Consider the following 23,311-nt stretch of genomic DNA (forward strand, 5'->3'; position numbering starts at 1 on the left):
GCTTACAGCGCAATCCCCTCCCGAACAGAAGCCGGCACGGAGGCACGGGTCGACTGTCGCTGGATGAGTGTTGGTGAAAAAACGGTGTGCACCGTGCCTTCCGACTGGGAAGCCAGGCGCTTCTGGAGCAATTCGAATGACCGCCCCCCTATGTCGTACATCGGCTGACGAAGCGTGGTCAATCCCACGTATCGGGCAACCGGAAGATCATCGTACCCCACAATCTGCACATCCGTGGGGCATTCCAGCCCGGCGTCCTTGAGCGCCTCGAGGGCACCCACCGCTTGTGCATCGGACGTGGCAAAAACGCCGTCCGGGGGCGAATCGAGCGCCAAAAGCGCTTTCATGCCGAGGTAGCCGGAGTGCTCGTTGTATCCATCATTCAGGGGATGCATGCTCTCCATGACGTGCGATTCCTGGAGCACGACCCCGGTGCCCGCCAGCCCCGCCTGGAAACCGGCCAGGCGGTCCCGGGCCGGAACGGAGTCGCGGTTTGCCATGAGGACGGCCGGATGACGCACACCGGTGTGAATGAGATGATCGGCAGCCAGCAGGCCGCCCTGGCGATTGTCGGACGAAATGGAATCGAGCTTCGCGTGGTAGCCGTCCACCACCACGACCGGCTGTTTCGAAGCCGCGACGAGCTTCTCCAACTCGCCTTCCACAGGCGCCGAGAACAGCAACACGCCGGCCGAGCGCCCGCGGTGCAACGCCCGGTCCAATTGGGATGACATTTCGTCGAGCGTCCGCGCGGAAAATACCAGCAGATCGTATTCGGAGTCGGCCATGCTGTCCTGCAGACCTCGCAGTACTTCCGCGAAGAAGTAGTTCGAGATCATGGGGATGACGGCCGATATCACATCCGTGCGGCGCCGGGCCAGACTGCGGGCCGAGGCATGGGGCTGATAACCCAGCTCGGCGGCCACCTTGAGCACTGACTCCCGGGCCTTGGCCGACACTTTGGGGCTGTCATTGAACACACGCGACACCGTGGCAATGGATACCCCGGCCTTGGAAGCAATGTCGTAGATGGTCAGTCCCATCGGAGGCGTGTGTGTAAGCGCTTACATAACGTGGTCACAAGGTTAACAAATCGTGTCCATATCGTCAAGTCATGCGGGACCCGAGCCGACCGAATGTCGTTGACACGTTGTCAGACATCATTTTACCGTGACCGATTTTTCCACGTTCGACGTCGCCTTCGCCATGACCGGCGATGTGTACCGCAATTCCCGTGCGTTGAAGCAGCTGGAATCGCTTACACGACTCGGGCTCCGGGTCGTCGTGCTGTGCCTGGAAGGCGAGGCTCCGCCGGTGCGACTTCCCGGTGATGTGGAGGTCCGAAGGATGCCGGTGCCGGAGGGAAGTGGCCCCGGTTTTTTCCGCATGGTCCACCGGGGCATGTCGGACATGTTGCGCGCGGTGAATGCACGGTGGATCCACGCATCGGACCTGTATGTGGTACCCGCATGCGCGCGACGCGCAAAAAACTTGTCTTCCGTGTCCTCCGCCAAAGATCCTGTCCCCTGGTCGTACGATTCGCGAGAACTCTATGCGCACGTTGCGGCGACCGCCGGTCGTCCCTGGGTATCCTGGTTCTGGCGGCTTCTGGAGGGCCGTTACATCCGCCGCGCACGGGTCGTGTTTACGGTTTCCGACCGGATTGCCGACCACCTGGCGGCGACGTACGGCATTCCGCGGCCGGTCGTCGTCCGGAACGTTCCGCCCCGCTCCACGCACGTCCGTGCCGCACCTCCGTTACCGACCGGACCACCCGTCATCCTCCATCTCGGTCAGATGCGTGCATCCCGCGGACTGGAGCATTTGATTGCGGCCATGGCGTTCGTTCCCGGGGCCCGCTTGGTCTTCATGGGATACGGCGCCGGAAAACCTGTGCTTGAAACCTTGGCTGCAGCATCGCCCGCCGCCGACCGGATTGAATTCCGCCCGCCGGTGCCGCCAGCCGATGTCCCCCAGGCCGCGGCCGAAGCATGGGTCGGCGTGACGCTGCTGGAAGACTCCTGCCTGAATCACCGCTATGCATTGCCCAACAAGCTGTTCGAATACCTGGCGGCCGGAGTCCCCGTCGTGGCATCGGATCTTCCCGAAATAAGGGCCGTTCTGGAATCCACACAGGCTGGCATGTGCGTGGATCCATCCCATGTCCGGGAACTCGCCGCAGCCCTCCAGCATGTATGCGACAATCAAACGACCTACCGGCCGAACGCCCGGCGAGCCGCCGAGCGATTCAACTGGGAAAACGAAGCACAGGCCTTCGTGACCCCGTTCCAGGATCTCCTATGAAAACCCCTGCCCGCTTCCTGCTCCTGCTCGTATTCGTCGCCACCGCCGCGACAGATGTTCAGGCCCAGATTGAAACGACCACGGACAACATGATTGTCTGGCCCTCCTTCCAGGAGGCGTTCGATGCGGCAGTCGGGAGCGACAAGATCGTACTCATCGATGTCTGGTCACGCAATTGCGGGTGGTGCCGGAAGCAGCAGACCGAGGTCTACACGCAGCCCGAACTGCAGGACATCCTGGCGACCCATTTTGAAATCGGACGCCTGGACATCGATGTGGCCACGGACACGATTTCTTTCCGCGGATACGACCTGAGTTCGGCGGAATTGGCTGCCGGACTCGGCGCATCGGGCACGCCGACGACTATCTTCATGGAGCCCTCAGGCTCCTACATCACCCGCCTGGGCGGATTCCATCCGTACGACGACTTCGTGAACGTACTGCAGTTCATCGGTACGGAATCGTTCCGGGAGATGTCCTTCCAGGACTACGTGGCTACGCTGCCTGCCGCCAAGCCCTGACGCTACAGGCTGCCGTTCATGCCGCACTGATTCTGGATGGCGAACTTCCAGGATCCGGGTGCCTTGACTTCGAAGTCGATGATTTCACCGTCCTGCAACTCGACGGTGACGACACCACCCGACCATCCGACACCGTGGATATCGTCCATCATGATGGTCCGGGACCAGCCCAGACCCGTGAACAACAACCGATCCGGCAATAGTCGCGCCCGACCCAGAAAAACGCGCCGGTCGGGAAACTTGGCGCGTGATTTCAGCAGGACCAGATTGTCGGTTTTACGGGCCACTCGACCAAAGGAAGGTTGGAATCAAATAGACAAGAACGTATCCCGGTCAACAACGGGTTGCGTGTTGCGGAACAACATCGAAGAGGGGACACGCGAGAAAACGCCAGAAGGTAAACAGTTCCCGAACTCACACGATCCTCAAACAGTCCTTGCACCACCTGCTGCTCGCTGAATGGGGACAGCAATCACTCCGTGGCCGGGGGAACGTTCTGGGCGGGACCGAACGCCCCGACAGCCAGCGTCAGGGCAAACAGCACGGCGATCAAGATGCCCACGGCTTTTCCGGCCCGCTTGATTTCAGCGGTTCGACCGGTCTCGGCGGTGACTTCCACCGGAGCCGACAGCAGTTCCGCATAGGTGGAATCGGGCAGCTGCTGCCGGTATGCCACGTCCAGCGGCGTAGCCACCCGCCGACCAATCCGCTCCAGCCAGTAGAGTCCGATCAGTTCATCGCCCACCCGGGGCGTGCCGGAAAGTCGCTGGAAACTGCCTTTCAGTTGCACGAACGTCGTTTCTCCCCGGTCCTCCGCATTCAGGGTGACGCGCATGACGAGATTCCTCAAGCGTTCCGGCGAGTAATCCACGCTGTCGGCCAACGCCTGCGAGGCGGTGATGAGCGGGACATAGTCGGTCTGAAGCAGTCCCAGGCGCTCATTGGCCAGCGTGATGGTGAAATTGCTGCCCACCAGGACCGACGTCGCGGTATCGAGCACTTCCAACCGATCGTGCGTCGTGGTGAAGGCGACCGTTTCGACGTGCGTACCCATGCCCGTCGTCCCCACGGGAACGACGGCCTGCCGCGGGGTACACCCCGCGACCAGGAGGCTCCAGGACAGGATGGCCCCCAGAATGCCCACGCTTCGTCTGTGCATATTCATGCCTTCATGATCGACCTTACCCGTCATGCCTTAACTGCCGTCACTACCCGGTCGCGGCCAAACAGGTCCTTGTGCACGTGTACATCCACGAATCCGGCGTCCCGCCAGAGCGCTGCCACGTCCCCGGCATGGTCCGTGTGCACCTCAGCCACGAGCAACCCGCCGCGCACCGGGCCATCACTCCCTTCACTCTCATCACTCCCATCACTCCCTTCCGCACCCCCGCCCCCCCGGAGCCGCGCCTGGCCCAGCGCCGCCAACACCCGGTAGAACACCAGCAGATCATCTCCCGGAAACAGCGCCAGGGCCGGTTCGTGCGCCAGCACCTCCGGCTGCATGGACGCGCGCTCGGCGGTGGGGACATACGGGGGGTTCGAGACCAGCACATCCAGCAGCGGCACATCCTGTTCAATCAACACATCCATCTGCCGGAATTCGACCCGTACATGGTGGCGCGCGGCGTTGCCGCGCGCCACACGAAGGGCCTCGGCGCTCACATCCACCGCCAGCAGCTCCAGGTCCGGCCGCTCCGCCGCAATACTGACCGCTATGCAGCCACTACCGGTGCCGACGTCCATCACGCGCCCGCCTTCCGGAGCCTCCCGGACCACCCAATCCACCAGCCACTCCGTCTCGGGGCGCGGAATGAGAACCCCAGGCTCCACGCCAAACAACCGCCCCCTGAATTCCGCCTCGCCCAGGATGTACTGCAGCGGCTCGCGCCGCACCCGGCGCTCCACCCACTCCTCGTAGCGAAGGGACTCGGGCCGGCTCGGCGCATCGTCCAGCGCGGCCATCAGCGCCGCGCCGCCCAACCCGGCGGCCGCTTCAAGCATCCACCGGGCCTCGCGCGCCGCATGCTCCACACCAGCCTCCTCCAGAAGGCGGCGCGCGCGCATCATCAATGTCCTTCTGGATTCGTCGGCCACGGTCCCCGGCAGTCAGATCGCCATTTCAGGAACGGCGTTGTTATATTGGTTCTCGTTCAACCCCTGGCCACGGCCTCCGATCCTCGCCTGCCGGAACAATTCCTCCGGCCTGCCCGATACGCACTCCGTACCGGGATTTTTTTGGATCCGGAATGTAAGCGTTTACACACCTCATGACGACCCGCGAAAAACTCCACAATCTCAGCCGCAACCTCTGGTGGTCCTGGCATCCTGAAGCCATCGACCTGTTCCAGCGACTGAACCGCGATGCCTTCCGCGCGACCAACAACAATCCGTTGATGGCGCTCCGCGATGCCCAGGCCCGCGTCCTGGAGGATCCCCAGTACCAGGCCCAGGTCGACAGCGTCTACCGGGCCTTCCGCGCGTACATGGATACGCCCGGTCCGCAGGCCCACGCGCCCCGCACCGCGTACTTCTGCATGGAGTACGGCCTGCACGAAAGCCTGCCGCTCTATTCGGGCGGACTGGGCATCCTGGCCGGCGACCACATCAAGGCCGCATCGGATGTCGGCATGCCCCTGACCGCGGTCGGCATGTTCCTGCGCGACGGGTACTTCCGCCAGTACTTCGACGAGAAGGGCCAGCAGCACGACGAATATCCGTCCATCGATGCCACGTTCCACCCCATGGAGCCCGTGCGCGACGCCGATGGCCACGACATCACCGTCACGGTGCATTTCGGACATCGTCCCGTGCAGATCCGCGCATGGCGTCTGCAGGTCGGCAAGACCACGCTCTATCTGCTGGATTCCGACTTCGGAGCCAATCCCTACGACCTCCGCTTCACCACACGACGCCTGTACCAGGGAGATCGTACGACACGCATCCGTCAGGAAATCGTGCTCGGGATAGGCGGTCTGCGCCTGCTGCGGAAGCTCGGCGTCGCGTCCGACGTGTATCACATGAACGAAGGCCACTGTGCCTTCCTGACGCTGGAGCTCCTCCGTGAGCAGAACCATGTGCCGGAGGCCGCCGATACCGTCCGCCGCCAATGTGTGTTCACCACGCATACGCCCGTCATGGCCGGACACGACCGGTTCGATCCCGGGCTCTTCCTGGAGAACATGAGCCACTACCGGCAGGAATTGGGCCTCAGCGAGCACGACCTCATGGCATTCGGTCGTGTGAACGCGGACGATCCGGGCGAGCAGTTCACCATGACCGTTCTCGGCCTTCGGCTGTCGCGCAGTGCGAACGGTGTGTCCCGACTGAACGGCGAGGTCGCCCGCCGCCAGTGGATGCACCTCTACCACACCGACAACCCGTCCGATGTCCCCATCGGGCACGTCACGAACGGCGTCCACCTGCCCACATGGGCCGCCCCCGCTTCGCGGACCTTCTTGAACCTGCACCTGGGTGATTGGCAGCGCGACCGCGACCAGGCCGCCACGTGGAGTCGTATTGAAAAGGTGTCCGACCCGGAGATCTGGGAGTACCGTCGCCGTCTGCGCAGCAACCTGATTGACTTCGTGAACGATTACACGACCACGCAGACGCTGCCCCAGTCCCCTCGGCTCCGGCCTGACGCCCTCACCATCGGGTTCGCCCGGCGCTTCGCCACCTACAAGCGCGCGCCCATGCTCTTCCACGACCTGGACCGTGTACTCTCCTTGTTCGCCGACATCGATCGCCCCATCCAGGTCATCTACGCCGGCAAGGCGCATCCGCAGGACGAGGGTGGGCAGCGCTTCATCCAGGAAATCTTCGAGTACACCAACCGTCCCGAATTCGACGGCCGCCTGGTCTTCCTCGAGAACTACAACATGGAAATCGGCCGCAAGCTGGTTTCCGGATGCGACGTCTGGCTCAACAACCCCCGCCGCCCCTACGAGGCCAGCGGAACGAGCGGCATGAAGGTGGCCATCCACGGCGGACTGAACCTGTCCATTCCCGACGGCTGGTGGCCCGAAGGCTACGACGGCACCAACGGCTGGTCCATCGGGGACGATTCGTCGCACGAGTACCACGACCCCGCCGTCCAGGACCCCCTGGATGCGGCTCTTCTGTATGATGCGCTCCAGAACTCCGTCATCCCGCGCTTTTACGAGCGCGACGAGAACGACCTCCCCACAGCCTGGATATCCATGATACGCCGCGCCATGTCCGGCCTCACGTACGGCTTCTCCGCCCACCGCATGATCCTGGACTATATTGCCCAGTATTACACGGAGCAGGTGGAGGCCTGAAAGCATGAAACTCTACGACCGGAAGCAGATCGGCGTCATTCTCAAGAAAGCCGCCGAGGATGCGCCCGTTGACGAGCCCGACAGCGCTGTGGGATTGTCCGTCGAGGAGTTGCAGCAGGTGGCGCGCGCTGCCGGCATAGATCCGGCCCGGATACCCAAAGCGGTGGCCGAACTGGAGTCGGCCCCGGAATCCGGTGATCACACGTTCTGGGGTGGTCCATTCGCATTCGACAGCCAGGTGCTGGCCAATGGCGAGATAGACGCGGGGCAATGGGAAGAGATGCTTGTTGCCATACGCGCCTTCTTCCGGGACAAAGGCGACGTCACCGTCCGCGACTCCGTATTCGAGTGGAGCTCGCCATGGGGCACAACCAACGCCGCCCATGTCACCGCGCGCAAGGACAACGGCAAGACGCGGATAAGCGTGCATTGGCACGGGCCACTGACCGCCGTACCGTACTACCTGCCCGTGCCCGTGGTGACCATCGGAGCACTCATTTTTGCATCCGGCGTCCTGGAATGGTCGGCCGTTCCGGGACTGACGTTCACGGCCCTGGCTGCCGGGCTGGCCTTCGTGACGGGACGCCTGTTCCTTCGCCGGAACATGGCCGCGGGCCTCAAAAAGCTCCGGAACCTGACCGCGAGCCTGGACCAGATAGCCGGCGCGCGTCCCGCTGGCGCCGACATCGCCGCGCCGCTCTCGGAAGGCGTTCCCACTGGGGAGAAAAGCGCCGATCCCGTCCTGCAACTGCCGGACGAGCCGACCGCCGACGAACCGGATTCCCAAGCGACGGTGCGCGGTCGGTCGCGGGCTTGAGCCGTTTTACGGCAATGTCCAGCGGCACGCTTCAGGCCTGTATGGCGCGGTGTGGCTGAACATAGTCGTTAAAATGAGCGTTTACGTCCATTGTCGACCAACCGGAGCAGAATCATGGCCACCGCGAAATCATTACATCGTTCAGAGGTGATCAAAGAACTCGACAAGATTCCGTCCGCGAAAGAAAGTTTCCGTCAGGGGTGGAGCGAAGCTCAGTCAGAAGAGACTCACCCAGTATCGGAGCTTTGGGAGGACACTGATGCCGCGTGAAGGGAATCCTCCTTTTGAGGTCCGATTCACGTCCGAAGTTTGACTCCATCAGTTGCTATACTTTATTAAAGCACGTGCTTTACATTCATATAGTCGGAACGAAGACAACGAAGAGCAGGCCACCGATTGCAAATCAGACGCAGAATGAGAAAATGTGTGTGAAACGTTACTGTATGCACTGTGTAGAAAACGCACTCTCAATCGAATGCCAGCCATGACAGAACCATCAGTCAAAGAAAAGGTCCTCAAGGCGGTGGGTGAACTGCCCTCGGATGTGACATTCGAGGACGTAATGGAGCAGCTCTTTTTCCTCTACAAAATTGAGCAGGGGTTGCGCCAGATTGATGATGGCCAAGGCATCCCGCATGCGGAGGTCAAGAAGCGTTTGCACAAGTGGCACACGTAATCTGGGCACCCCAGGCGATCGCCGACTTGGACGCCATCGGTAGCTTCATGGCCAGGGAAACGCCCCAATTTGCACAGATCTTGGTGGACGGGGTGTATGACGCAGTCACTCGTCTGGTAGATTTTCCGCGCTCAGGGCGCGTGGTACCTGAGATTGGCGACGAGGCAATCAGGGAAATCCTGTACAGGGGCCACCGGATTGTCTATGTCCTGAGCGGAAAGGAAGGCAGAGAGGAGGCAAAGGTGCTGACGGTGTTCCACTCGTCGATGCCATTCGGGGAATCAAGGTAAATCGGTCTTTCATGACTTTGGCCACATAGGCTGAATTGCTTCGACCGTTAACTTCACGTACCGGCGGAAGGCGAGCCGGGTACGAATTCGAAGCAGGATGGTCAACGTCATGAAAATGTGGGTGCGAGGTTGGATTCTCGGGGTGGCGGTCATCCTGAGCGTCGCCCTTCCGGCGAGCGCCCAGTCCCTCGTAAAGGACATAAACACGCTGACAAGCGGTCCGCGTCCGCATGATCTCGTTTCTACCGGAACGCAGGCGTTCTTTACCAGCGGGGGTGGACTCTGGGTAGTCGACGAAGCCGGTATCCACATGCGTCGCGTCTTCAAGGATTGGCCCGGCAACCTGCGGGGGTTCGCGCCCGATCAATGGGCTGGTGCTGCGTTGAATGGAAAGCTGCTGTTTCGACTTCAGGGATCAGCAACCGGGTTCTCCCAGTCGCCCTATTTCGAAGATTTGTGGGTCAGCGACGGGACGCCTGACGGCACATTTTCGTTGACTGACGTCAAGTCACGGTACAGGATCGGGCACAGTATTGCCCTTGGAAACCACGTGTACTTCCTGAAACACCTTGCGGACGGATATCGCAACTCCGTGAGTGAGCTGTGGATCACCAACGGAACGAAAGTGGGGACGGAACTCCTTGCGTCCTTTCGTGCCTCAGACGAAGGAATTGTTGAATCGCTCCATGAATTCGACGGTGCCTTGTGGTTCGTCACCAAGCGATATGGCGAGTCCAGGTATCCGGTCCAATACGACCTGGTCCAATTCGATACGGTCAGCCACGAGAGCACAACGACTGGTTTCACGTCATCCACATACATGGATATCACAGGCATTTCAGAATCGAAGCTGTTCCTGTTTGTTGGTGAAGATGATGGTGGTCTCGAATTGTGGGCCATGGACAAGGACTCACGCGATCCTCAACGGGTGCATGCTTTCCCGGATGACACCTACGTGAGCACATACGCTACGTGGGGCATTGCGACGACGAGCAGTCATTTCCTCTTCAAATCCAGTAATTCAAGGCACTTCAGCGATCTGTACGCGTCGGATGGAACGCCTGAGGGAACACACCTGCTGACAAACAAGATGGGAGGATGGAGTACGTGGAATCCCGGGCGGAAATCGGGCGTCGTCGGGAATCGGGCCCTCTTCCAGGCCCCGGACTCCACTCATAGTGAACGCATTTGGACAACGGATGGTACCGTGGAGGGTACCGAAATCCTGACGTGGCCGGAATCGGGAGATCCTTTCGACGTGACCGATGGGTTCACTGTGTTCAGAGATGAGGTTTTTTTCGCCGCTTGGCAGCGCGCAACGGGCTGGGAACTCTGGGCGACGGACGGCACGCCTGGTGGAACCCGTTTGGCAGCCGACTTCCGTCCGGGGCCTGAAAGCGGCTCGGTCGATCCAGTAGTCGCTACGAATTCCGGGGTATTGGGTACCGCTCTGGACCTGTCCGGGAACCCCCGCCTCTGGTATTCCAGCGGGATTCCCGGAAAAGAGCGAACGGTCCCGTATGTCACCGACTATGCCCGCAACAACTCATCCCACCCACAACGCTTCCGCCGATTTGGCAACACCGTCTATTTCACGGCAGGTACCGAGGAAACAGGCAGGGACTTGTGGAAAACAGACGGGACCCCTTCCGACACGGACTTGCTCTTCCCCCCGGTCCCCGACGGGCTATCCTCGAATGCAACGGCCATTGGCAGTATCCGTGACCACCTGTTCATTGCTACCGACGACAGTCTCTACTCACTCAGCCTCGAGTCCGGCCGAATAACCAATCTCAGTCTACCAGGGCGCGGCCCTTTCCATCCATCCAGGCTTCGCCAGAATCGGATGTATTTCAATGATTCAAGTCCGTACGGTCTGCTTTTTGCGCTTGATGAACACGGAAATCCCGAGTTGTGGACGTCGGATGGGACCGTGGACGGCACCCGGAAGGTATCGGCATTCGGCACGCCATCCACCCGCAACCCGGACTTTTCCCCGTACCATGACTATCTCGACAGGGTCATGGGCACGGTTGATGGAAGACACGTTGTGCTCAAATACGCGCCCGAAGGTCGATTCGTATACAGTATTGATCCGCTGACGGGTTCGATGGAGATGCTTCTCGATCCATCGTTGACCTTCGGTAGCGCACACATGGTTCAAGGACACAACACGCACCTCCTGCACTATTACAGGAGCCCATCAAACCACTTCTTTACAACGGATGGCACCACATCGGGAACCAAGAAGGTGGAATTGACAGGCGGGCCGGGCCTCCCGGAATCCATTCAGGAAGTCCACCAGCACCAGAACGGACTGCTCTTTACCGCAACCACGTCGGACACGGGGCGCGAATTGTGGTATTCCGACGGAACGCCTGAAGGGACACGGATTCTCCGTGACATCTGCCCGGGGGCATGCGGTTCAGTGCCCCAGGCTTTCGTGAGCGTGGGCGAGCATACCTTTTTCAAGGTCTATTCTGAAGGCGACGATCACGTATGGGTGACCGATGGAACGACGGAGGGAACGGTACCCGTGATCACGGAACGAACACCCGAAGGAGAACGCGATGTGGAGGTGCTCCGGATGTTTCCGACAGACTCGGGCGTACTCGTGATGATGCGAATGGGCGTTCGCAACAACCAGATCTGGTATACTGACGAGTCAAAAGGATCCGGTCGTCTGCTGTCGGACGGTTTTGACGATGGATACGAGTTCTCCGGCGACGTCCAGCATGGGGCAGTACTGGGCCACCAATTCATCTTCGCGGCCGAACACCCCATTTATGGCGATGAACTCTTCAAGCTCGATTTGCCGGGGCGCGCCACGTCGGTCGCCACCGAAAGCACCGTACCGACAGGAATCGGAATTGAACCGGGCTATCCCAACCCGTTCAGTAAACAATTGACCGTGTCGTTCGACCTGCCCACTGCCATGGAGATCCGCATAGAGGTATTCGACATGCTGGGACGCCGGGTATGGACCGAAGAGGCGACTCGCTTGCCTGCGGGCCGCCACACCACGGTTCTGCAGCTCGGCCCTGAACTGGCTTCGGGCGTCTATCATATTCGGGTTCGAGCAGACTCGCACGTCCGAACCATCAGAGCCGTCAAGGCCGACTGAACGGAGCCACTGACACACGACGAATGACGCAAAATTGACGGCGTATATGCCCGGGCCCTACTTTGACGTCGCGTCAATCAGTCCCCCGTCCGTCCAATCATCGGCTCCTACCCATGCGCCTCAAAATGACCCTCTTCCTCGCGATCTTCGCGAGCCTGCTCTGGACCTCCCCGGCCGCCGCCCAGGAGGCGGCGTATGACAGCGTGGTGACCGCATCGGCCCAAACCGACCCCGGGCTGTTCCTCGTGCACCAGGTCGACGGGAAGATCCTGTTCGAGATTCCCGATGCCATGCTCGGCCGGGACATGCTCATCATGAGCCGCTATGACAAGACGCAGGACGGGTATGCGAATGTCGGGGCGAACATGGCCGGCAACCTCCTCGTGCGCTGGGAACGCCGGCACGACCGGATCCTGCTGAGAGGCGTATCCCATTCCATGACGGCCGACCCCGATGACCGGGTCAGCCTTGCCGTCGAGAACTCCTCATTCGCGAGCGTGATCGAGGCCTTCCCCATCCTCACGCGGGGTGACGGGACCTCGGTGGTGGACGTCACGGACCTGTACCTGGGCGACCACCCCAGCTTCTCCATGCCGCGCAGCCGCCGCACCCAACTCAACGTCCGCTCCTACGACCGGGACCGGAGCTGGCTTGAATTCACCCGGAGCTTCCCCATCAACGTGGAAGTCCGCGTGGTACGCACGTATGCGGCCGACTCACCTCCCTCGGCAGGCCGGGGCGGAGCGGTATCCTTCGAAGTGAATCATTCGATGATCCTCCTTCCGGAAGAGCCGATGATGCCCCGTCTCCACGATGAACGGGTCACCTACATCAGCACCAGCCGGACCGACTTCTCCAGCGATTTCCAGGGCGTTCGGCCCGAACGATACATCCGCCGGTATCGCATGGAGCCATCGGATCCGGAAGCCTGGGCAAGGGGCGAGCTCGTGGATCCGGTCCGCCCCTGGATCTGGTACATAGACCCCGCAACGCCGGAAGAGTGGATTCCCTACTACATCGCCGGTGTCGAGGAGTGGCAGGAAGCATTCGAACTCGCCGGGTTCAAGAACGCCATCCAGGCGCGCCTGGCCCCGACACCCGAGGAGGACCCTGAGTTTTCCCTTCTCGATGCGCGCTACTCCGTCATCCGATACGTCCCGACCACCACGCGGTCCGCGAATTCGGGCGGGGACGTCGTCGACCCACGGTCGGGCGAGGTCATCCGCGCCCATACGAACATGTACCACGGGCTCGACGAGCGCCTGCGCTGGTGGCTGCTGTCCCAGGTCGGCGCGGCAAACCCTGCCTTCCAGACGAACAAGCTGTCCGAGGAAGACATGGGCGAAGCCATCCGGTACGTGGTATCGCATGAAACCGCCCACTCCGTCGGGCTCCCGCACAACCAGATGGCCAACTTCGTCTTCCCGGTCGATTCGTTGCGCAGCCGGGAGTTCGTGGAACGGATGGGACACTCCGGTTCATCCGTGGGCCGGACCCGCTACAATTACGTCGCCCAGCCGGGCGACAACGTGCCCCCGGAGCGTCGGATAGGCCTCTGGGACAAGTTCGCTGTCATGTGGGGCTACCGGCCCATCCCTGAAGCCACCACGCCGCGGGAAGAGTTCGAAACCCTGAACCAGTGGATCGTGGAGCGCTCCCATCTCCCGTGGTTCCGCTCGGCTGAAGCCCTGTTCGGAATGGATGTGGAGTGGGACCCCAAGCGGATGACGGAGGGCATTTCGGATGATCCCGTTGAGGCGGCCGAATGGGGCATGCGGAATCTGCGCTACGCCGCCGAAAACCTCATGGACTGGGTGCTGGCCCCCGGCGATGACTACTACGAGCTCGAAACGCATCACCTCCAACTCCTCACCCAGTGGAATCGATACGCCGAGCATGCGGCGGCGGCTGTCGGCGGCTCCTGGACCCATTACAAACGCTTCGGCGAGGAAGGCTGGGTCTACACACCCGTCGAGCCCGAGTATCAACGGAAAGCCATGCAATTCCTGGACGAACACGTCCTCCAGACGCCGGATTGGGCCCTGCAAATCGATCAGCTTCGCCGGATTGAGCATGCGGGCGTCGTCGAGCGGGTACGCGCCTACCAGGAACTGGCCGTCCAACGCCTCCTGAATCATGCGCGACTGGCCCGGATGATCGAGCACGAAGCCTTCCTGGGCGACGAGACCTACCGGCCGGCCGACATGCTGGATGATACGCGCCGCATCGTCTGGCGCGAGGTGGCCACCCGATCGGCCATCGATACATACCGGCGCAACCTCCAGCGGGCGTATCTCGACCAAGCGCATCATCTCCTGCAGGAAGCCGAGTCAGACCACTGGAATCCCCCGGGATCCGGCAACCTGCGCGTCGGCCGCAACGACGATCCGCCCCTGAACGCCGATCTCCACATCGGGCAGTCCGACATCCGGCCGCTCGTCCGTGACCAACTCCATCAACTCCAGGGCGAGCTGGAAGCCGCCCTCGCCGCCGGCGTCCGGGACCGCATGACCCGCATCCACCTGGAAGATGCGCTCGTCCGGATTGAAAAGGCGTTGGAATAGAAGATCATCGAACCGGTAGTCAGTATAACGGAGACTATGTACCCGGTAAGGTTGAGGTATCGTCGCCGGTGCCGGAACACAGGCCCGGTTCACCGATGAGGAGCCTCAAATGCACAGCATTTGGAGATCCGAAGCGGTGCAATCGGGCCGTCAACCCTGTCCAGTGCCTGACCGACTGAAATGAACCCGGAAATCCACTATCGCACCGCTGTCAAGGAAGACCTCGGCACCCTGATCTGGCTTCTTTCGGATGATGCGCTTGGCGCGACACGCGAGCACGCCGACGCGGAGCGGATGCAGGACTACAGCGCGGCATTCGATGCGATCTCAGGGGACCCGAACAACCAGCTGGTGGTCGCCGAACGGGAGGGCACGGTCATCGCCGTCCTGCAGCTGACGTACATCCCGAACCTGACGTACACCGGCAGCTGGCGGGCACAGATAGAAGGCGTCCGCGTCGACCGGAATGAGCGAGGACGGGGCGTCGGGCGGGCGCTGGTACAGCACGCCATCCAGCTGGCGAGCGAACGCGGTTGCCTCATCGTGCAGCTCACCACGGACAAGCGCAGACCAGCCGCCCTGGAATTCTACCGGGAGCTCGGCTTTGAAGCCACCCATGAAGGAATGAAGCTTTGGCTATAGAAGGCCCGGTTCACCGATGAGGAGCCTCAAATGCGCAGCATTTGGAGATCCGAAGCGGTAGGACCGGGCCGACAGAACCAGAACAACTGCGGTAGGACCGGGCCGAATGCCGCACTTCAGCTATATGATTTTAAAGCAGACACTTAAAATACTTGTAGTAAGCGGAATGCTTCTTTGAAGCCACCCACGAGGGGATGAAGCTCTGGCTGTGAGAGGCCCGGTTCACCGATGAGGAGCCTCAAATGCGCAGCATTTGGAGATCCGAAGCGGTAGGACCGGGCCGAACAAACCTAAAGCAATCCCTCGCCCCTGGCCCACACCGTAAACGACTCAACCAGCTGATCGAACGACTCCAGCGCGAAGAGCAACGGCTGCACGTGCCAGACCTCATAGTCCTGCCGGATGACCCGGTCAATCGAGAACGGCACCACTTCGACATCGTCGGAAAGCGCATGCTCCAGTTCGCCCTTCGAACTCATGATGCCCGCGCCAAACACGCGCAAGCCCTTCGTTTCGCGGATCAATCCGAACTCGATGGTGAACCAGTGCAGCCGCTCCAACGCCAGACGCTGTTCGCCGACCGCGCGCAGGGCCGCCTGCCCGAAGAAGTGGTAGAAATCGGCGACCGCCGGTTCCGTGAGCATGGGCATGTGTCCGAACATGTCGTGGAAGCAATCGGGAGCCGGCGTGTAGTCCAACTCGTGCTTCTCCCGGATATAGTCCGTAGAGGGAAACGTCCGTTCGGAAATCAGGCGAAAGAAATCCCGCTCGTGGAGCAAACCCGGAATCCGCGCAATGCGCCAACCCGTGGCGCGCTCCATGCTGGCACTCAGGTCGCGCAGCAAGGGGATCCGGTCATGGCTCATGTCCAGCGTCCCGATCCCGTCCAGGAAGGCCTGCCCGGCCCGGCCCGGCAGCAATTGCTTCTGACGCTCAAACAAGTAGCGCCAGTTCTCATGCATGTACGGCGTATAGGCCGGCGGCTCGATGGCGTCGCCAATGGGCGGATCGCCGTCCAGGTAGTGCGGAATACACCGGGGGTCTACGCCCTCATCGGCTGCCTTCTCGTAAGCTGACTTGACTTCCATCCCCGTCTCCAAATCCTTGATGAACACTGTTAACCGGCCCCATGGATCACATACGATCCATCTTCGAATCTGTTCAGGTGCCTGCTTACGTCAACAATCCCGCCACCAGGAACGCCACGAAGCTGACACCCGCGAGCGCGATCGTATAGGGCAACTGGGTATTGATGTGATCCACGTGATCACTCGCCGCTGACATGGAGGCGATGAGCGACGTATCGGACAGCGGGGAAGCATGGTCACCGAACACGCCGCCGGCAAGCACCGCGCCGAGCATCAACGGCAATGAGATCCCGAGGCCCTCGGCCAGGGGCAGCGCAATCGGTATCAGGATGGCAAACCCGGTCCAGGACGAGCCGAGCGTGAAGGCCACGAAGCATCCCACCAGGAATACCATGCCAGGCAGCCAGAAGGTCGGCCAATCGTCGCCCAGCAGACCCACCACATACGGACCCATTTCCAGGGCCCGACTCACCTGACCAAGCGCGAAGGCCAGCGCCACAAGCAGCACCATGCCGACCATGCCGCCCGACCCCTTCAGAACCAACGCCATGGAGTCGACCGGTGTCATGAGCGCCTTCCCGTCCGTGCCGCTGCCCGGCAGCGCGTACATGATCATGCCGACCGCAACACTCGCGCAGACGGCCCACAAGGCCGCTGTCGACCCGCTGCCTTGCATGATTTCCCCGTCGCCCGTGACATACAGGCCCACGACGATCATCCCGATCATCACGGCTATGGGCACCAACAGGTTGCGGGCGCGACTCGGCGCCCGGGCCAAGGGCTCCAGGCCCACGACTTCATCGGCCACGAGCGGTACCGCGCCCTCGCGAAGCAAGGCGCCCGTCGTCTCGGCGCGGATTTCAGCGCGCTTCATGCTTCCGAACCGCCAGCCGAACAGCGCCGTGCCCAGCGAGAAGAGGATGGCCAGCAGCGCGTAAAAATTGAAGAACAGCGATTCAACGAGCAGGCCCACCGCACCGGCTGTAATGCCCTGGGCAGCCAACAGGCCCAGTACATAGGCCCCCCATCCGTTCATGGGAATGGACATGCACACCGGCGCGCTGGTGGAGTCGGCGTACCACGCCAGCTTCTCCCGGGGGATCTTGAGTTTGTCGAAGAGCGGCCGGTTGACAGCGCCCACAATCAGGCACGTAATGCTGGATTCCACGAAAATGACCATGCCCACCATCCAGGCCATGAGCTCGGCACCACGACGGGTCTGCCCGAAGCCGCGTTGCTGGGCCCACGCAATGAAACCGGCCACGCCGCCCGATGCCTGCACGAGCGCAATCAGACCGCCCACCAACATGCTGAAGAGCAGGATCCGCGTGTTGCTTGCATCCTGGAAGACGAGTACCATTTGATCCAGGAGTTCACGGAGCCCTGCGAGCGGGTTGCCGCCGACCAGGATGGTGGTCCCGAGCCAGAGCCCGGTGAGCAGCGACAAATAGACTTCTTTCGACCAGAGTGCCAGGACGATGGCGACAATGGGAGGAAGCAATACAATCCATTCCATGCGCGAAAGGGAGTTTTGGTGCGACGGGTTTCGTGTGCTGGTGTCACTGCCTGGGGCAAACCATAATGTAGCGGCTGCCGCGGATGAACGCACCCTCAACCGGACTTGCGCGTACGATGGCGTCTGTGCATCCACCCACATGTCATGACCAAGAAGAAAAACAACGGGTTTGAACAGGCGTCCCGGTTCACTCAGAGCGTGATCGATGAACTGGGCTCATCCGACTTTCCCCATACCTTCACCCGGGACCTCAAGGAGACCTACGAATTCTACCTGGACGATGCCGAGCGTCAGAAACTCGCCTCCATGGGCCGGTTTTCGCGGAGCGTGTGCTCCACGTGGTACCTCATGCGTGGGCTGTTCCTGAAGCTCACGCCGGTCCGGCGGATGTTCCTCATTGGCTCGGTCCTCCTGGTGTGGCTCGGATTGACGGATGAACCCTTGCAGGTCATTGGCGGATTCGCGCTGTTGCTCTTCGTGCTGGGCCTCGAATTGAAGGACAAATTGCTGGCCAAGGATGAGTTGGAAGCCGGTCGGGCCGTGCAACTGGCACTCGTGCCCTCCACGTTGCCGCAACTGACCGGCTGGGAGTTCTGGCTGCATTCGGAGCCCGCGAACGATGTAGGCGGCGACCTGGTGGATCATATGCATCTGGTGGGGGCAGGCAACAAGGATCGCGTGCTGCTCACGCTCGGCGACGTGGCTGGAAAGGGCCTTCCCGCGGCCCTCATGGCCGCCCGGCTGCAGGCCACCATCCGGGCCATTGCCCCGGGGACGGAAGACCTGGCCGGATTCGCCCGGGAGTTGAACGGCATTGTGTGCCGCGACGGACTGCCCAGCAAATTCGCGTCCATGGTGCACGTGGAGTTACAGGACGACACCTCACGTGTCCGTATTGTGAACGCGGGGCATTTGCCCCCGTTGCTGGTCCGGGACGGCGCCTGCGTCGAATTGGATCGCGGGGGGCCGGCCATCGGGCTCTCGCCGAAAGCCGAATACACCAGCACGGAGGTGACCATGGAACGGGACGATCTGCTGGTGGTGTTTTCAGACGGGGTCACGGAGGCCCGGAATGAAATCGGTCGCTTCTACGGCGACGAACGGACCTATGACCTGGTCAAGCATACGCACGGCATGCACGCCGACGCCCTCGGCGCCCGCATCCTCCGCTCGGTCCAGGACTTCATCCGCACGGCCCGGCGCAGTGACGACCTGTCGCTGATCATCATCCGCAGAACCGCATGAAACGCTACGCATCCGGCGCTCCGTGGGAGCCCGTTGTCGGCTACTCGCGGGCTGTGAAGACCGGGCCCTGGGTTTTAGTGTCCGGCACGACGGCCACGGATGCCGAGGGCCACCTCGTGGGGCGCGGCGACCCGGCCGCCCAGACCCGCCAGACCATCGAAAACATCCGCCGGGCGCTCGAAGCCGTCGGCGCCACGCTGGAACAGGTCGTCCGCACGCGCATCTATGTGACCGACATCGCTGCCGACTGGGAAGCGGTGGGGCGCGTCCACGGTGAATATTTCGCGGCGCATCCGCCAGCCACATCCATGATCGAGGTATCGGCCCTCATCGATCCCGACATGCTCGTGGAAATCGAAGCCGTGGCATACACGGGAACTTCATGACATACCCAATCTTGACTGGCATCATATATATGCAAAACCTATCTTTTCCGATCGACCACTGATTGAGCCTACATGAAGAACAGGTACTACCATTACGACCGCGAGCGCTGCGCCTTCGTTGAAGTGCGCAGGAACCGCTCCCAGAACATCGCCCGTGCGGCGGTGGCGGCCGTTGGAGTCCTGCTGCTGGCCACGGCACTCACGTGGACGCTGGACCGGGTATTCCAGACGCCCCAGGAGCTGGCCCTGCTGGACGAAAATGCCGCACTTCGCAACCAATTGGCCGATGTATCGGGTCGCATAGCGGATGTCTCGACGGAACTCGAGAAGCTGCGCGAGCACGATGAAGAGCTCTACCGGACCCTGTTCAATGCCGAAGGCATTTCAGAAGATGTCCGCCAGGTAGGTACCGGTGGTACCGACCCCTATCCCGAGTTTTCCCGGTTCTCCGTCCCGACCAGCAATCTGCTGTCGCTCACGGCCAGCCGGATAGACCAGCTTGAACGGCAGCTTTCGCTGCAGAACGACAGCTACCGCGAATTGACCGCCCTGGCCGCCAACCATGAGGTCCGGCTCGCCGAAATGCCGGCCATCCTGCCGGTGAACGGTCCCATTACATCGGGCTACGGTACGCGGCTGCATCCGGTCCTGAAGGTGCGTCGCATGCATGGAGGCCTCGACTTCCATGCACCCCGCGGGACGCCGGTCTACGCCACGGGTGACGGCGTAATCGAAGAAACGTCCACGGGCTCAGGCTACGGTCGGTACGTGGTCATCAAGCACGCAACGGCCGGTTACGAGACGCTCTACGGACACCTGTCCCGCGTACCTCGTGAAATCACCCGCGGCAAGAAAGTGAAGCGTGGCGACGTCATCGGATACAGTGGCGCCACCGGTCTCGTGAATGCACCGCACCTTCACTATGAGGTCCGGGACCTGGAAGGCCGCTCCCTGAACCCGATTTTCTTCGTTGCTCCGAGCATGACGCCGGCTGAATACGAGCGACTTTTGCACCAGGCCGAGAACACGACGCTGATGTTCGACTGACCCTCCCCGGGTTCACACATTATCCGTCTTGCAATTGTCGAAATCGCGTCCTATCGTCCGTGCATCAAACTCTGTGAATTGCAACGTATTCCTACATGTATTGGACGCTCGATCTGGCCTCGTATCTTGAGGACGCACCATGGCCCGCAACACGGGAAGAGTTGATAGACTACGCCGAGCGGACCGGTGCGCCGATGGAGGTGGTCGAAAACCTCGAAGCCATGGAAGACGACGGGGAACCCTACGAAAGTATCGAGGAGGTCTGGCCGGACTTCCCGACGCAGGACGACGACTTCTATTTCGAAGAAGACTGATCGGTCGTCCCGGCCTGCTCCGGGGGATGGCGCCTCTGCTGCTGCTGGTGCTCCTCATGGCCGCGGAGCCGAAGGTCGCCGCTGCGCAGCGCGTTGCGGACAGCAAAGCACCCCTCATTACCGAGGTCGAATACACGGGCAACCCCTGGTTTCCTGATGTCCAGCTGGATGCCTACGTCCGTTCGGCGCCCAATCGCCGGATGTTGGGCATTCCCGGGGCCACATGGTGGCGATGGTTGTACCAGTTTGGATCGGAAGTCCTGGGCGGCGGCCCCGTCGGGCGCGTATTCACATCCACGGGCGAGCCGCCTGCGTTCCTGGACTCCACCGTGGTCCAGACCGACGTCGAGCAACTCCGCCTGCTCTACCAGCGGGAAGGATTCCGCTCGGCTACCGTCGAGGCCCGCATCCTGCCGGCCCGCGGGACGAATCGCGTCCGTGTGGAATACCACATCCAGGCGGGCACGCCCACGTCAATCCGGACCTACCGGTTCAATGGATTGGACCAGCTGACACCGCAGGAACAGGGTGAAATCCTGTCCACGTCGCTGCTCCTTCCCGGCCGGCCCGACACGACCGACGCCCTGGTCCTGTATCCCACCGACCGGCGCTACTCGGAACCCTTGCTGCTGGAGGAAGGCCGCCGCGTCCTGGGCATGCTCCGCGACATGGGATTCGCCGACGTGGAGCGGTCTTCGCTGCACGCCGTGGTCTATCCCGTCCGCGCCGACAGTTTCGACGTGACGCTGGACGTGGACCTCGGACCCAGGTACCGGTTCGGGGACGTGACCTTCGCCGTTACCGGGCCGGACACCACTGCTGCACCCCGGTCCGGCGGGACTGAAATGGCTTCCTCCTCGACCTCCATCCAGGGAGGCGACGTGCGGGCCACGTTCGAGGCCGAACCCAAACTGCGCTTCGATCTCCTGGCAAGGACCCTGCAGTTCCGCCCGGGGGATGTATTCAATCAAAGCCGACTGACCGCCACCAAGCGCCGTCTGGACGCGACCGGCGTGTTTGCCTTCACCGATGTCCTGGACCCGGATGTCGACTCCACGGCCGTCGGATCCATGCCCCGCCTGGACTACCGGATGGAGCTCCGCACACGGGTACGCCATCAGGTCCGCTTCGAGATGTTCATGCTGCAGCGCAGCGGGGCCCTGGCAGACTCGGACAACGAACTCGGTACCGGTGCCGGCGTCACCTATTCCAACCTGAACCTGTTCGGGGGCGGCGAGGCCTTCCGGCTGCGCACCACGGGCAGTATTGCCGCCGACATCAGCGGGTTCGGAGGGTTTACCTCGGCCCAGTGGGAAATCAACGCATCCCTGTCGTACCCCTACCTGACCTTCCCGCTGGGCAGCCTGGACCGCTTGTCCACGTTGTACGATGCGCGAAGTCAGCTGTCGATTACCATGCTGGCGGCCCGGCGCGATGCGCTCCGCCTGGTCCTCCGCGGGCGCGGCGGTGCCTCCTACCGCTTTGAACTCCGCCACAACGAACGCCTGACCTCCATCATCGACCTGGTGGACGTGACCGTTTCCTCACCAGACACCCTTTCCGGATTCAAGGAGGCGTTCCTGGACGACGTGTTGGGTGCCGTGGACGACCAGGTCCAACGCGCGCAGATCATCGAGGACTACACACGACCCCAGTTCAACAATGCGGTCCGCTACACCCTCCGCTCGTTGACCAGCGATCCGTTCCGCCGTTCGTCCGGGCACTCCCTGGAAGGGTCGGCGGAGATTGGAGGCAACCTCGGCTATGTCCTCGACCGGTACGTGTTCTCGCCGGGTACGGTGGAGGGCAGTCTGCCCGGACTGGGATTCTTCGGCGGCGACAGCAGTGCCCGCATGATCTATCGCCAGTACATGCGGTTCTCCATGGACCTGCGCAAATATGAACCGATTGGCCTCCGGAACGTCGTGGCGTACAAGCTGATTGCGGGGTATGCCCATCCGCTGGCCGACGCCGATGTCATTCCGTTCGACCGCCGGTTCTACTCGGGTGGAGCATCGAGCGTGCGCGCGTGGCGGCTGCGTGAATTGGGGCCGGGCGCGGCCACGTTCTCGGCGCACCCCGATTCGGTCAACCTGGACGGAACGAACATCCTGGGCGGTGAAATAAAGATCGAGGCCTCGGTCGAGTTGCGGACCATTGCCATCCGGAACCTGTTGGCAGCCGACTGGGTCCTGGCGTTGTTTGCCGATGCCGGCAACGTCTGGCTCGGTCCCCGGAATCCCGGCGCACCCGAGGGACGTTTCCGTGCGGATACCTTCGCCGGAGAATTCGGGGTCGGTGCCGGATTCGGATTGCGATTGGCCTGGGACTATCTGATCGTTCGGCTGGACAGTGCGTACAAGGTCCACGATCCCCGCAGGCAAGGTCAGTTCATGCCTGACGGATTCTCCGAACCGGTGCTCCAATTCGGCATCGGTCACACATTTTAGCCCAGCCCCTGATCCATAGAGGAATC

General features: G+C 61.8%; 20 protein-coding genes. 14 read left to right on the top strand and 6 right to left on the bottom strand.

Going from position 1 to position 23,311, the window contains the following annotated elements:
* Nucleotides 1–2 precede the first annotated feature (2 nt).
* Nucleotides 3–1,043: a LacI family DNA-binding transcriptional regulator gene (locus RIE53_01005; GenBank protein MEQ9103254.1), complete on the bottom strand. Its 1,041-nt coding sequence runs from the start codon at nt 1,041–1,043 to the stop codon at nt 3–5.
* 127 nt (nt 1,044–1,170) lie between these two features.
* On the opposite strand from RIE53_01005, the gene RIE53_01010 reads away from it, so the two are divergent.
* On the top strand, nt 1,171–2,304 hold the full coding sequence (locus RIE53_01010) for a glycosyltransferase (protein MEQ9103255.1): 1,134 nt from the start codon (nt 1,171–1,173) through the stop codon (nt 2,302–2,304).
* Nucleotides 2,301–2,825, top strand: coding sequence for a thioredoxin fold domain-containing protein (locus RIE53_01015; GenBank protein MEQ9103256.1), 525 nt, complete (start codon nt 2,301–2,303; stop codon nt 2,823–2,825). Before RIE53_01010 ends, RIE53_01015 begins: the two co-directional genes overlap by 4 nt.
* Before the next feature lie 2 nt (nt 2,826–2,827).
* Here RIE53_01015 and RIE53_01020 read toward each other — a convergent pair whose 3' ends face one another.
* From RIE53_01020 to prmC, 3 genes are all read right to left on the bottom strand, one after another.
* A complete protein-coding gene (locus RIE53_01020; protein ID MEQ9103257.1) occupies nt 2,828–3,112 on the bottom strand; it encodes a hypothetical protein in 285 nt (94 codons plus the stop codon).
* Nucleotides 3,113–3,297: 185 nt separating this feature from the next.
* Nucleotides 3,298–3,990: a hypothetical protein gene (locus RIE53_01025; GenBank protein ID MEQ9103258.1), complete on the bottom strand. Its 693-nt coding sequence runs from the start codon at nt 3,988–3,990 to the stop codon at nt 3,298–3,300.
* A 23-nt stretch (nt 3,991–4,013) separates the two neighbouring features.
* Nucleotides 4,014–4,919, bottom strand: coding sequence for a peptide chain release factor N(5)-glutamine methyltransferase (prmC, locus tag RIE53_01030; protein MEQ9103259.1), 906 nt, complete (start codon nt 4,917–4,919; stop codon nt 4,014–4,016).
* Between the two features lie 173 nt (nt 4,920–5,092).
* On the opposite strand from prmC, the gene glgP reads away from it, so the two are divergent.
* The 7 genes from glgP to RIE53_01065 all read left to right on the top strand — a co-directional run bounded on the left by glgP (nt 5,093) and on the right by RIE53_01065 (nt 15,239).
* Nucleotides 5,093–7,126, top strand: coding sequence for an alpha-glucan family phosphorylase (glgP, locus tag RIE53_01035; GenBank protein ID MEQ9103260.1), 2,034 nt, complete (start codon nt 5,093–5,095; stop codon nt 7,124–7,126).
* Between the two features lie 4 nt (nt 7,127–7,130).
* Entirely contained in the window at nt 7,131–7,943 is an 813-nt protein-coding gene (locus RIE53_01040; GenBank protein MEQ9103261.1) for a hypothetical protein, read from the top strand.
* 114 nt (nt 7,944–8,057) lie between these two features.
* A complete protein-coding gene (locus RIE53_01045) occupies nt 8,058–8,213 on the top strand; it encodes a hypothetical protein (protein ID MEQ9103262.1) in 156 nt (51 codons plus the stop codon).
* A gap of 214 nt (nt 8,214–8,427) precedes the next feature.
* Nucleotides 8,428–8,619 carry a hypothetical protein gene (locus tag RIE53_01050; protein ID MEQ9103263.1) on the top strand — a complete coding sequence of 64 codons (192 nt, stop codon included), beginning with the start codon at nt 8,428–8,430 and terminating at the stop codon, nt 8,617–8,619.
* Nucleotides 8,620–9,018: 399 nt separating this feature from the next.
* A complete protein-coding gene (locus RIE53_01055; GenBank protein MEQ9103264.1) occupies nt 9,019–12,033 on the top strand; it encodes a T9SS type A sorting domain-containing protein in 3,015 nt (1,004 codons plus the stop codon).
* A gap of 113 nt (nt 12,034–12,146) precedes the next feature.
* Nucleotides 12,147–14,597 carry a zinc-dependent metalloprotease gene (locus RIE53_01060; protein MEQ9103265.1) on the top strand — a complete coding sequence of 817 codons (2,451 nt, stop codon included), beginning with the start codon at nt 12,147–12,149 and terminating at the stop codon, nt 14,595–14,597.
* Between the two features lie 180 nt (nt 14,598–14,777).
* Complete coding sequence (locus RIE53_01065; protein ID MEQ9103266.1) at nt 14,778–15,239, top strand: GNAT family N-acetyltransferase; 462 nt, start codon at nt 14,778–14,780, stop codon at nt 15,237–15,239.
* A gap of 290 nt (nt 15,240–15,529) precedes the next feature.
* Here RIE53_01065 and RIE53_01070 read toward each other — a convergent pair whose 3' ends face one another.
* Nucleotides 15,530–16,354 carry a phenylalanine 4-monooxygenase gene (locus RIE53_01070; protein ID MEQ9103267.1) on the bottom strand — a complete coding sequence of 275 codons (825 nt, stop codon included), beginning with the start codon at nt 16,352–16,354 and terminating at the stop codon, nt 15,530–15,532.
* 58 nt (nt 16,355–16,412) lie between these two features.
* Nucleotides 16,413–17,843, bottom strand: a complete 1,431-nt coding sequence (locus RIE53_01075; GenBank protein MEQ9103268.1) for a Na+/H+ antiporter NhaC family protein — start codon at nt 17,841–17,843, stop codon at nt 16,413–16,415.
* A gap of 144 nt (nt 17,844–17,987) precedes the next feature.
* Here RIE53_01075 and RIE53_01080 point away from each other — a divergent pair, with 144 nt between their 5' ends.
* The 5 genes from RIE53_01080 to RIE53_01100 all read left to right on the top strand — a co-directional run bounded on the left by RIE53_01080 (nt 17,988) and on the right by RIE53_01100 (nt 23,285).
* Nucleotides 17,988–19,088: a PP2C family protein-serine/threonine phosphatase gene (locus tag RIE53_01080; protein MEQ9103269.1), complete on the top strand. Its 1,101-nt coding sequence runs from the start codon at nt 17,988–17,990 to the stop codon at nt 19,086–19,088.
* The gene (locus tag RIE53_01085) at nt 19,085–19,474 is read left to right on the top strand and encodes a RidA family protein (protein MEQ9103270.1); all 390 of its coding nucleotides are present in this window, start codon (nt 19,085–19,087) and stop codon (nt 19,472–19,474) included. Before RIE53_01080 ends, RIE53_01085 begins: the two co-directional genes overlap by 4 nt.
* A gap of 72 nt (nt 19,475–19,546) precedes the next feature.
* Nucleotides 19,547–20,521 carry a M23 family metallopeptidase gene (locus RIE53_01090; protein ID MEQ9103271.1) on the top strand — a complete coding sequence of 325 codons (975 nt, stop codon included), beginning with the start codon at nt 19,547–19,549 and terminating at the stop codon, nt 20,519–20,521.
* Between the two features lie 95 nt (nt 20,522–20,616).
* Complete coding sequence (locus RIE53_01095; GenBank protein ID MEQ9103272.1) at nt 20,617–20,835, top strand: DUF2795 domain-containing protein; 219 nt, start codon at nt 20,617–20,619, stop codon at nt 20,833–20,835.
* Between the two features lie 26 nt (nt 20,836–20,861).
* Complete coding sequence (locus RIE53_01100) at nt 20,862–23,285, top strand: BamA/TamA family outer membrane protein (protein MEQ9103273.1); 2,424 nt, start codon at nt 20,862–20,864, stop codon at nt 23,283–23,285.
* The last annotated feature ends 26 nt before the right edge of the window (nt 23,286–23,311 follow it).

The organism is Rhodothermales bacterium, assembly GCA_040221055.1.
Lineage (GTDB): Bacteria > Bacteroidota > Rhodothermia > Rhodothermales > UBA10348 > 1-14-0-65-60-17.

What these genes read in the sequence shown, in the direction of transcription:
- RIE53_01085 (MEQ9103270.1), top strand. Translation starts at nt 19,085, where the DNA reads ATGAAACGCTACGCATCCGGCGCTCCGTGGGAGCCCGTTGTCGGCTAC.
- RIE53_01045 (MEQ9103262.1), top strand. Translation starts at nt 8,058, where the DNA reads ATGGCCACCGCGAAATCATTACATCGTTCAGAGGTGATCAAAGAACTC.
- glgP (MEQ9103260.1), top strand. Translation starts at nt 5,093, where the DNA reads ATGACGACCCGCGAAAAACTCCACAATCTCAGCCGCAACCTCTGGTGG.
- RIE53_01060 (MEQ9103265.1), top strand. Translation starts at nt 12,147, where the DNA reads ATGCGCCTCAAAATGACCCTCTTCCTCGCGATCTTCGCGAGCCTGCTC.
- RIE53_01025 (MEQ9103258.1), bottom strand. Translation starts at nt 3,990, where the DNA reads ATGAATATGCACAGACGAAGCGTGGGCATTCTGGGGGCCATCCTGTCC.
- RIE53_01100 (MEQ9103273.1), top strand. Translation starts at nt 20,862, where the DNA reads ATGGCGCCTCTGCTGCTGCTGGTGCTCCTCATGGCCGCGGAGCCGAAG.
- RIE53_01005 (MEQ9103254.1), bottom strand. Translation starts at nt 1,043, where the DNA reads ATGGGACTGACCATCTACGACATTGCTTCCAAGGCCGGGGTATCCATT.
- RIE53_01090 (MEQ9103271.1), top strand. Translation starts at nt 19,547, where the DNA reads ATGAAGAACAGGTACTACCATTACGACCGCGAGCGCTGCGCCTTCGTT.
- RIE53_01075 (MEQ9103268.1), bottom strand. Translation starts at nt 17,843, where the DNA reads ATGGAATGGATTGTATTGCTTCCTCCCATTGTCGCCATCGTCCTGGCA.
- RIE53_01095 (MEQ9103272.1), top strand. Translation starts at nt 20,617, where the DNA reads ATGTATTGGACGCTCGATCTGGCCTCGTATCTTGAGGACGCACCATGG.
- RIE53_01050 (MEQ9103263.1), top strand. Translation starts at nt 8,428, where the DNA reads ATGACAGAACCATCAGTCAAAGAAAAGGTCCTCAAGGCGGTGGGTGAA.
- RIE53_01040 (MEQ9103261.1), top strand. Translation starts at nt 7,131, where the DNA reads ATGAAACTCTACGACCGGAAGCAGATCGGCGTCATTCTCAAGAAAGCC.
- RIE53_01055 (MEQ9103264.1), top strand. Translation starts at nt 9,019, where the DNA reads ATGAAAATGTGGGTGCGAGGTTGGATTCTCGGGGTGGCGGTCATCCTG.
- RIE53_01015 (MEQ9103256.1), top strand. Translation starts at nt 2,301, where the DNA reads ATGAAAACCCCTGCCCGCTTCCTGCTCCTGCTCGTATTCGTCGCCACC.
- RIE53_01080 (MEQ9103269.1), top strand. Translation starts at nt 17,988, where the DNA reads ATGACCAAGAAGAAAAACAACGGGTTTGAACAGGCGTCCCGGTTCACT.
- RIE53_01065 (MEQ9103266.1), top strand. Translation starts at nt 14,778, where the DNA reads ATGAACCCGGAAATCCACTATCGCACCGCTGTCAAGGAAGACCTCGGC.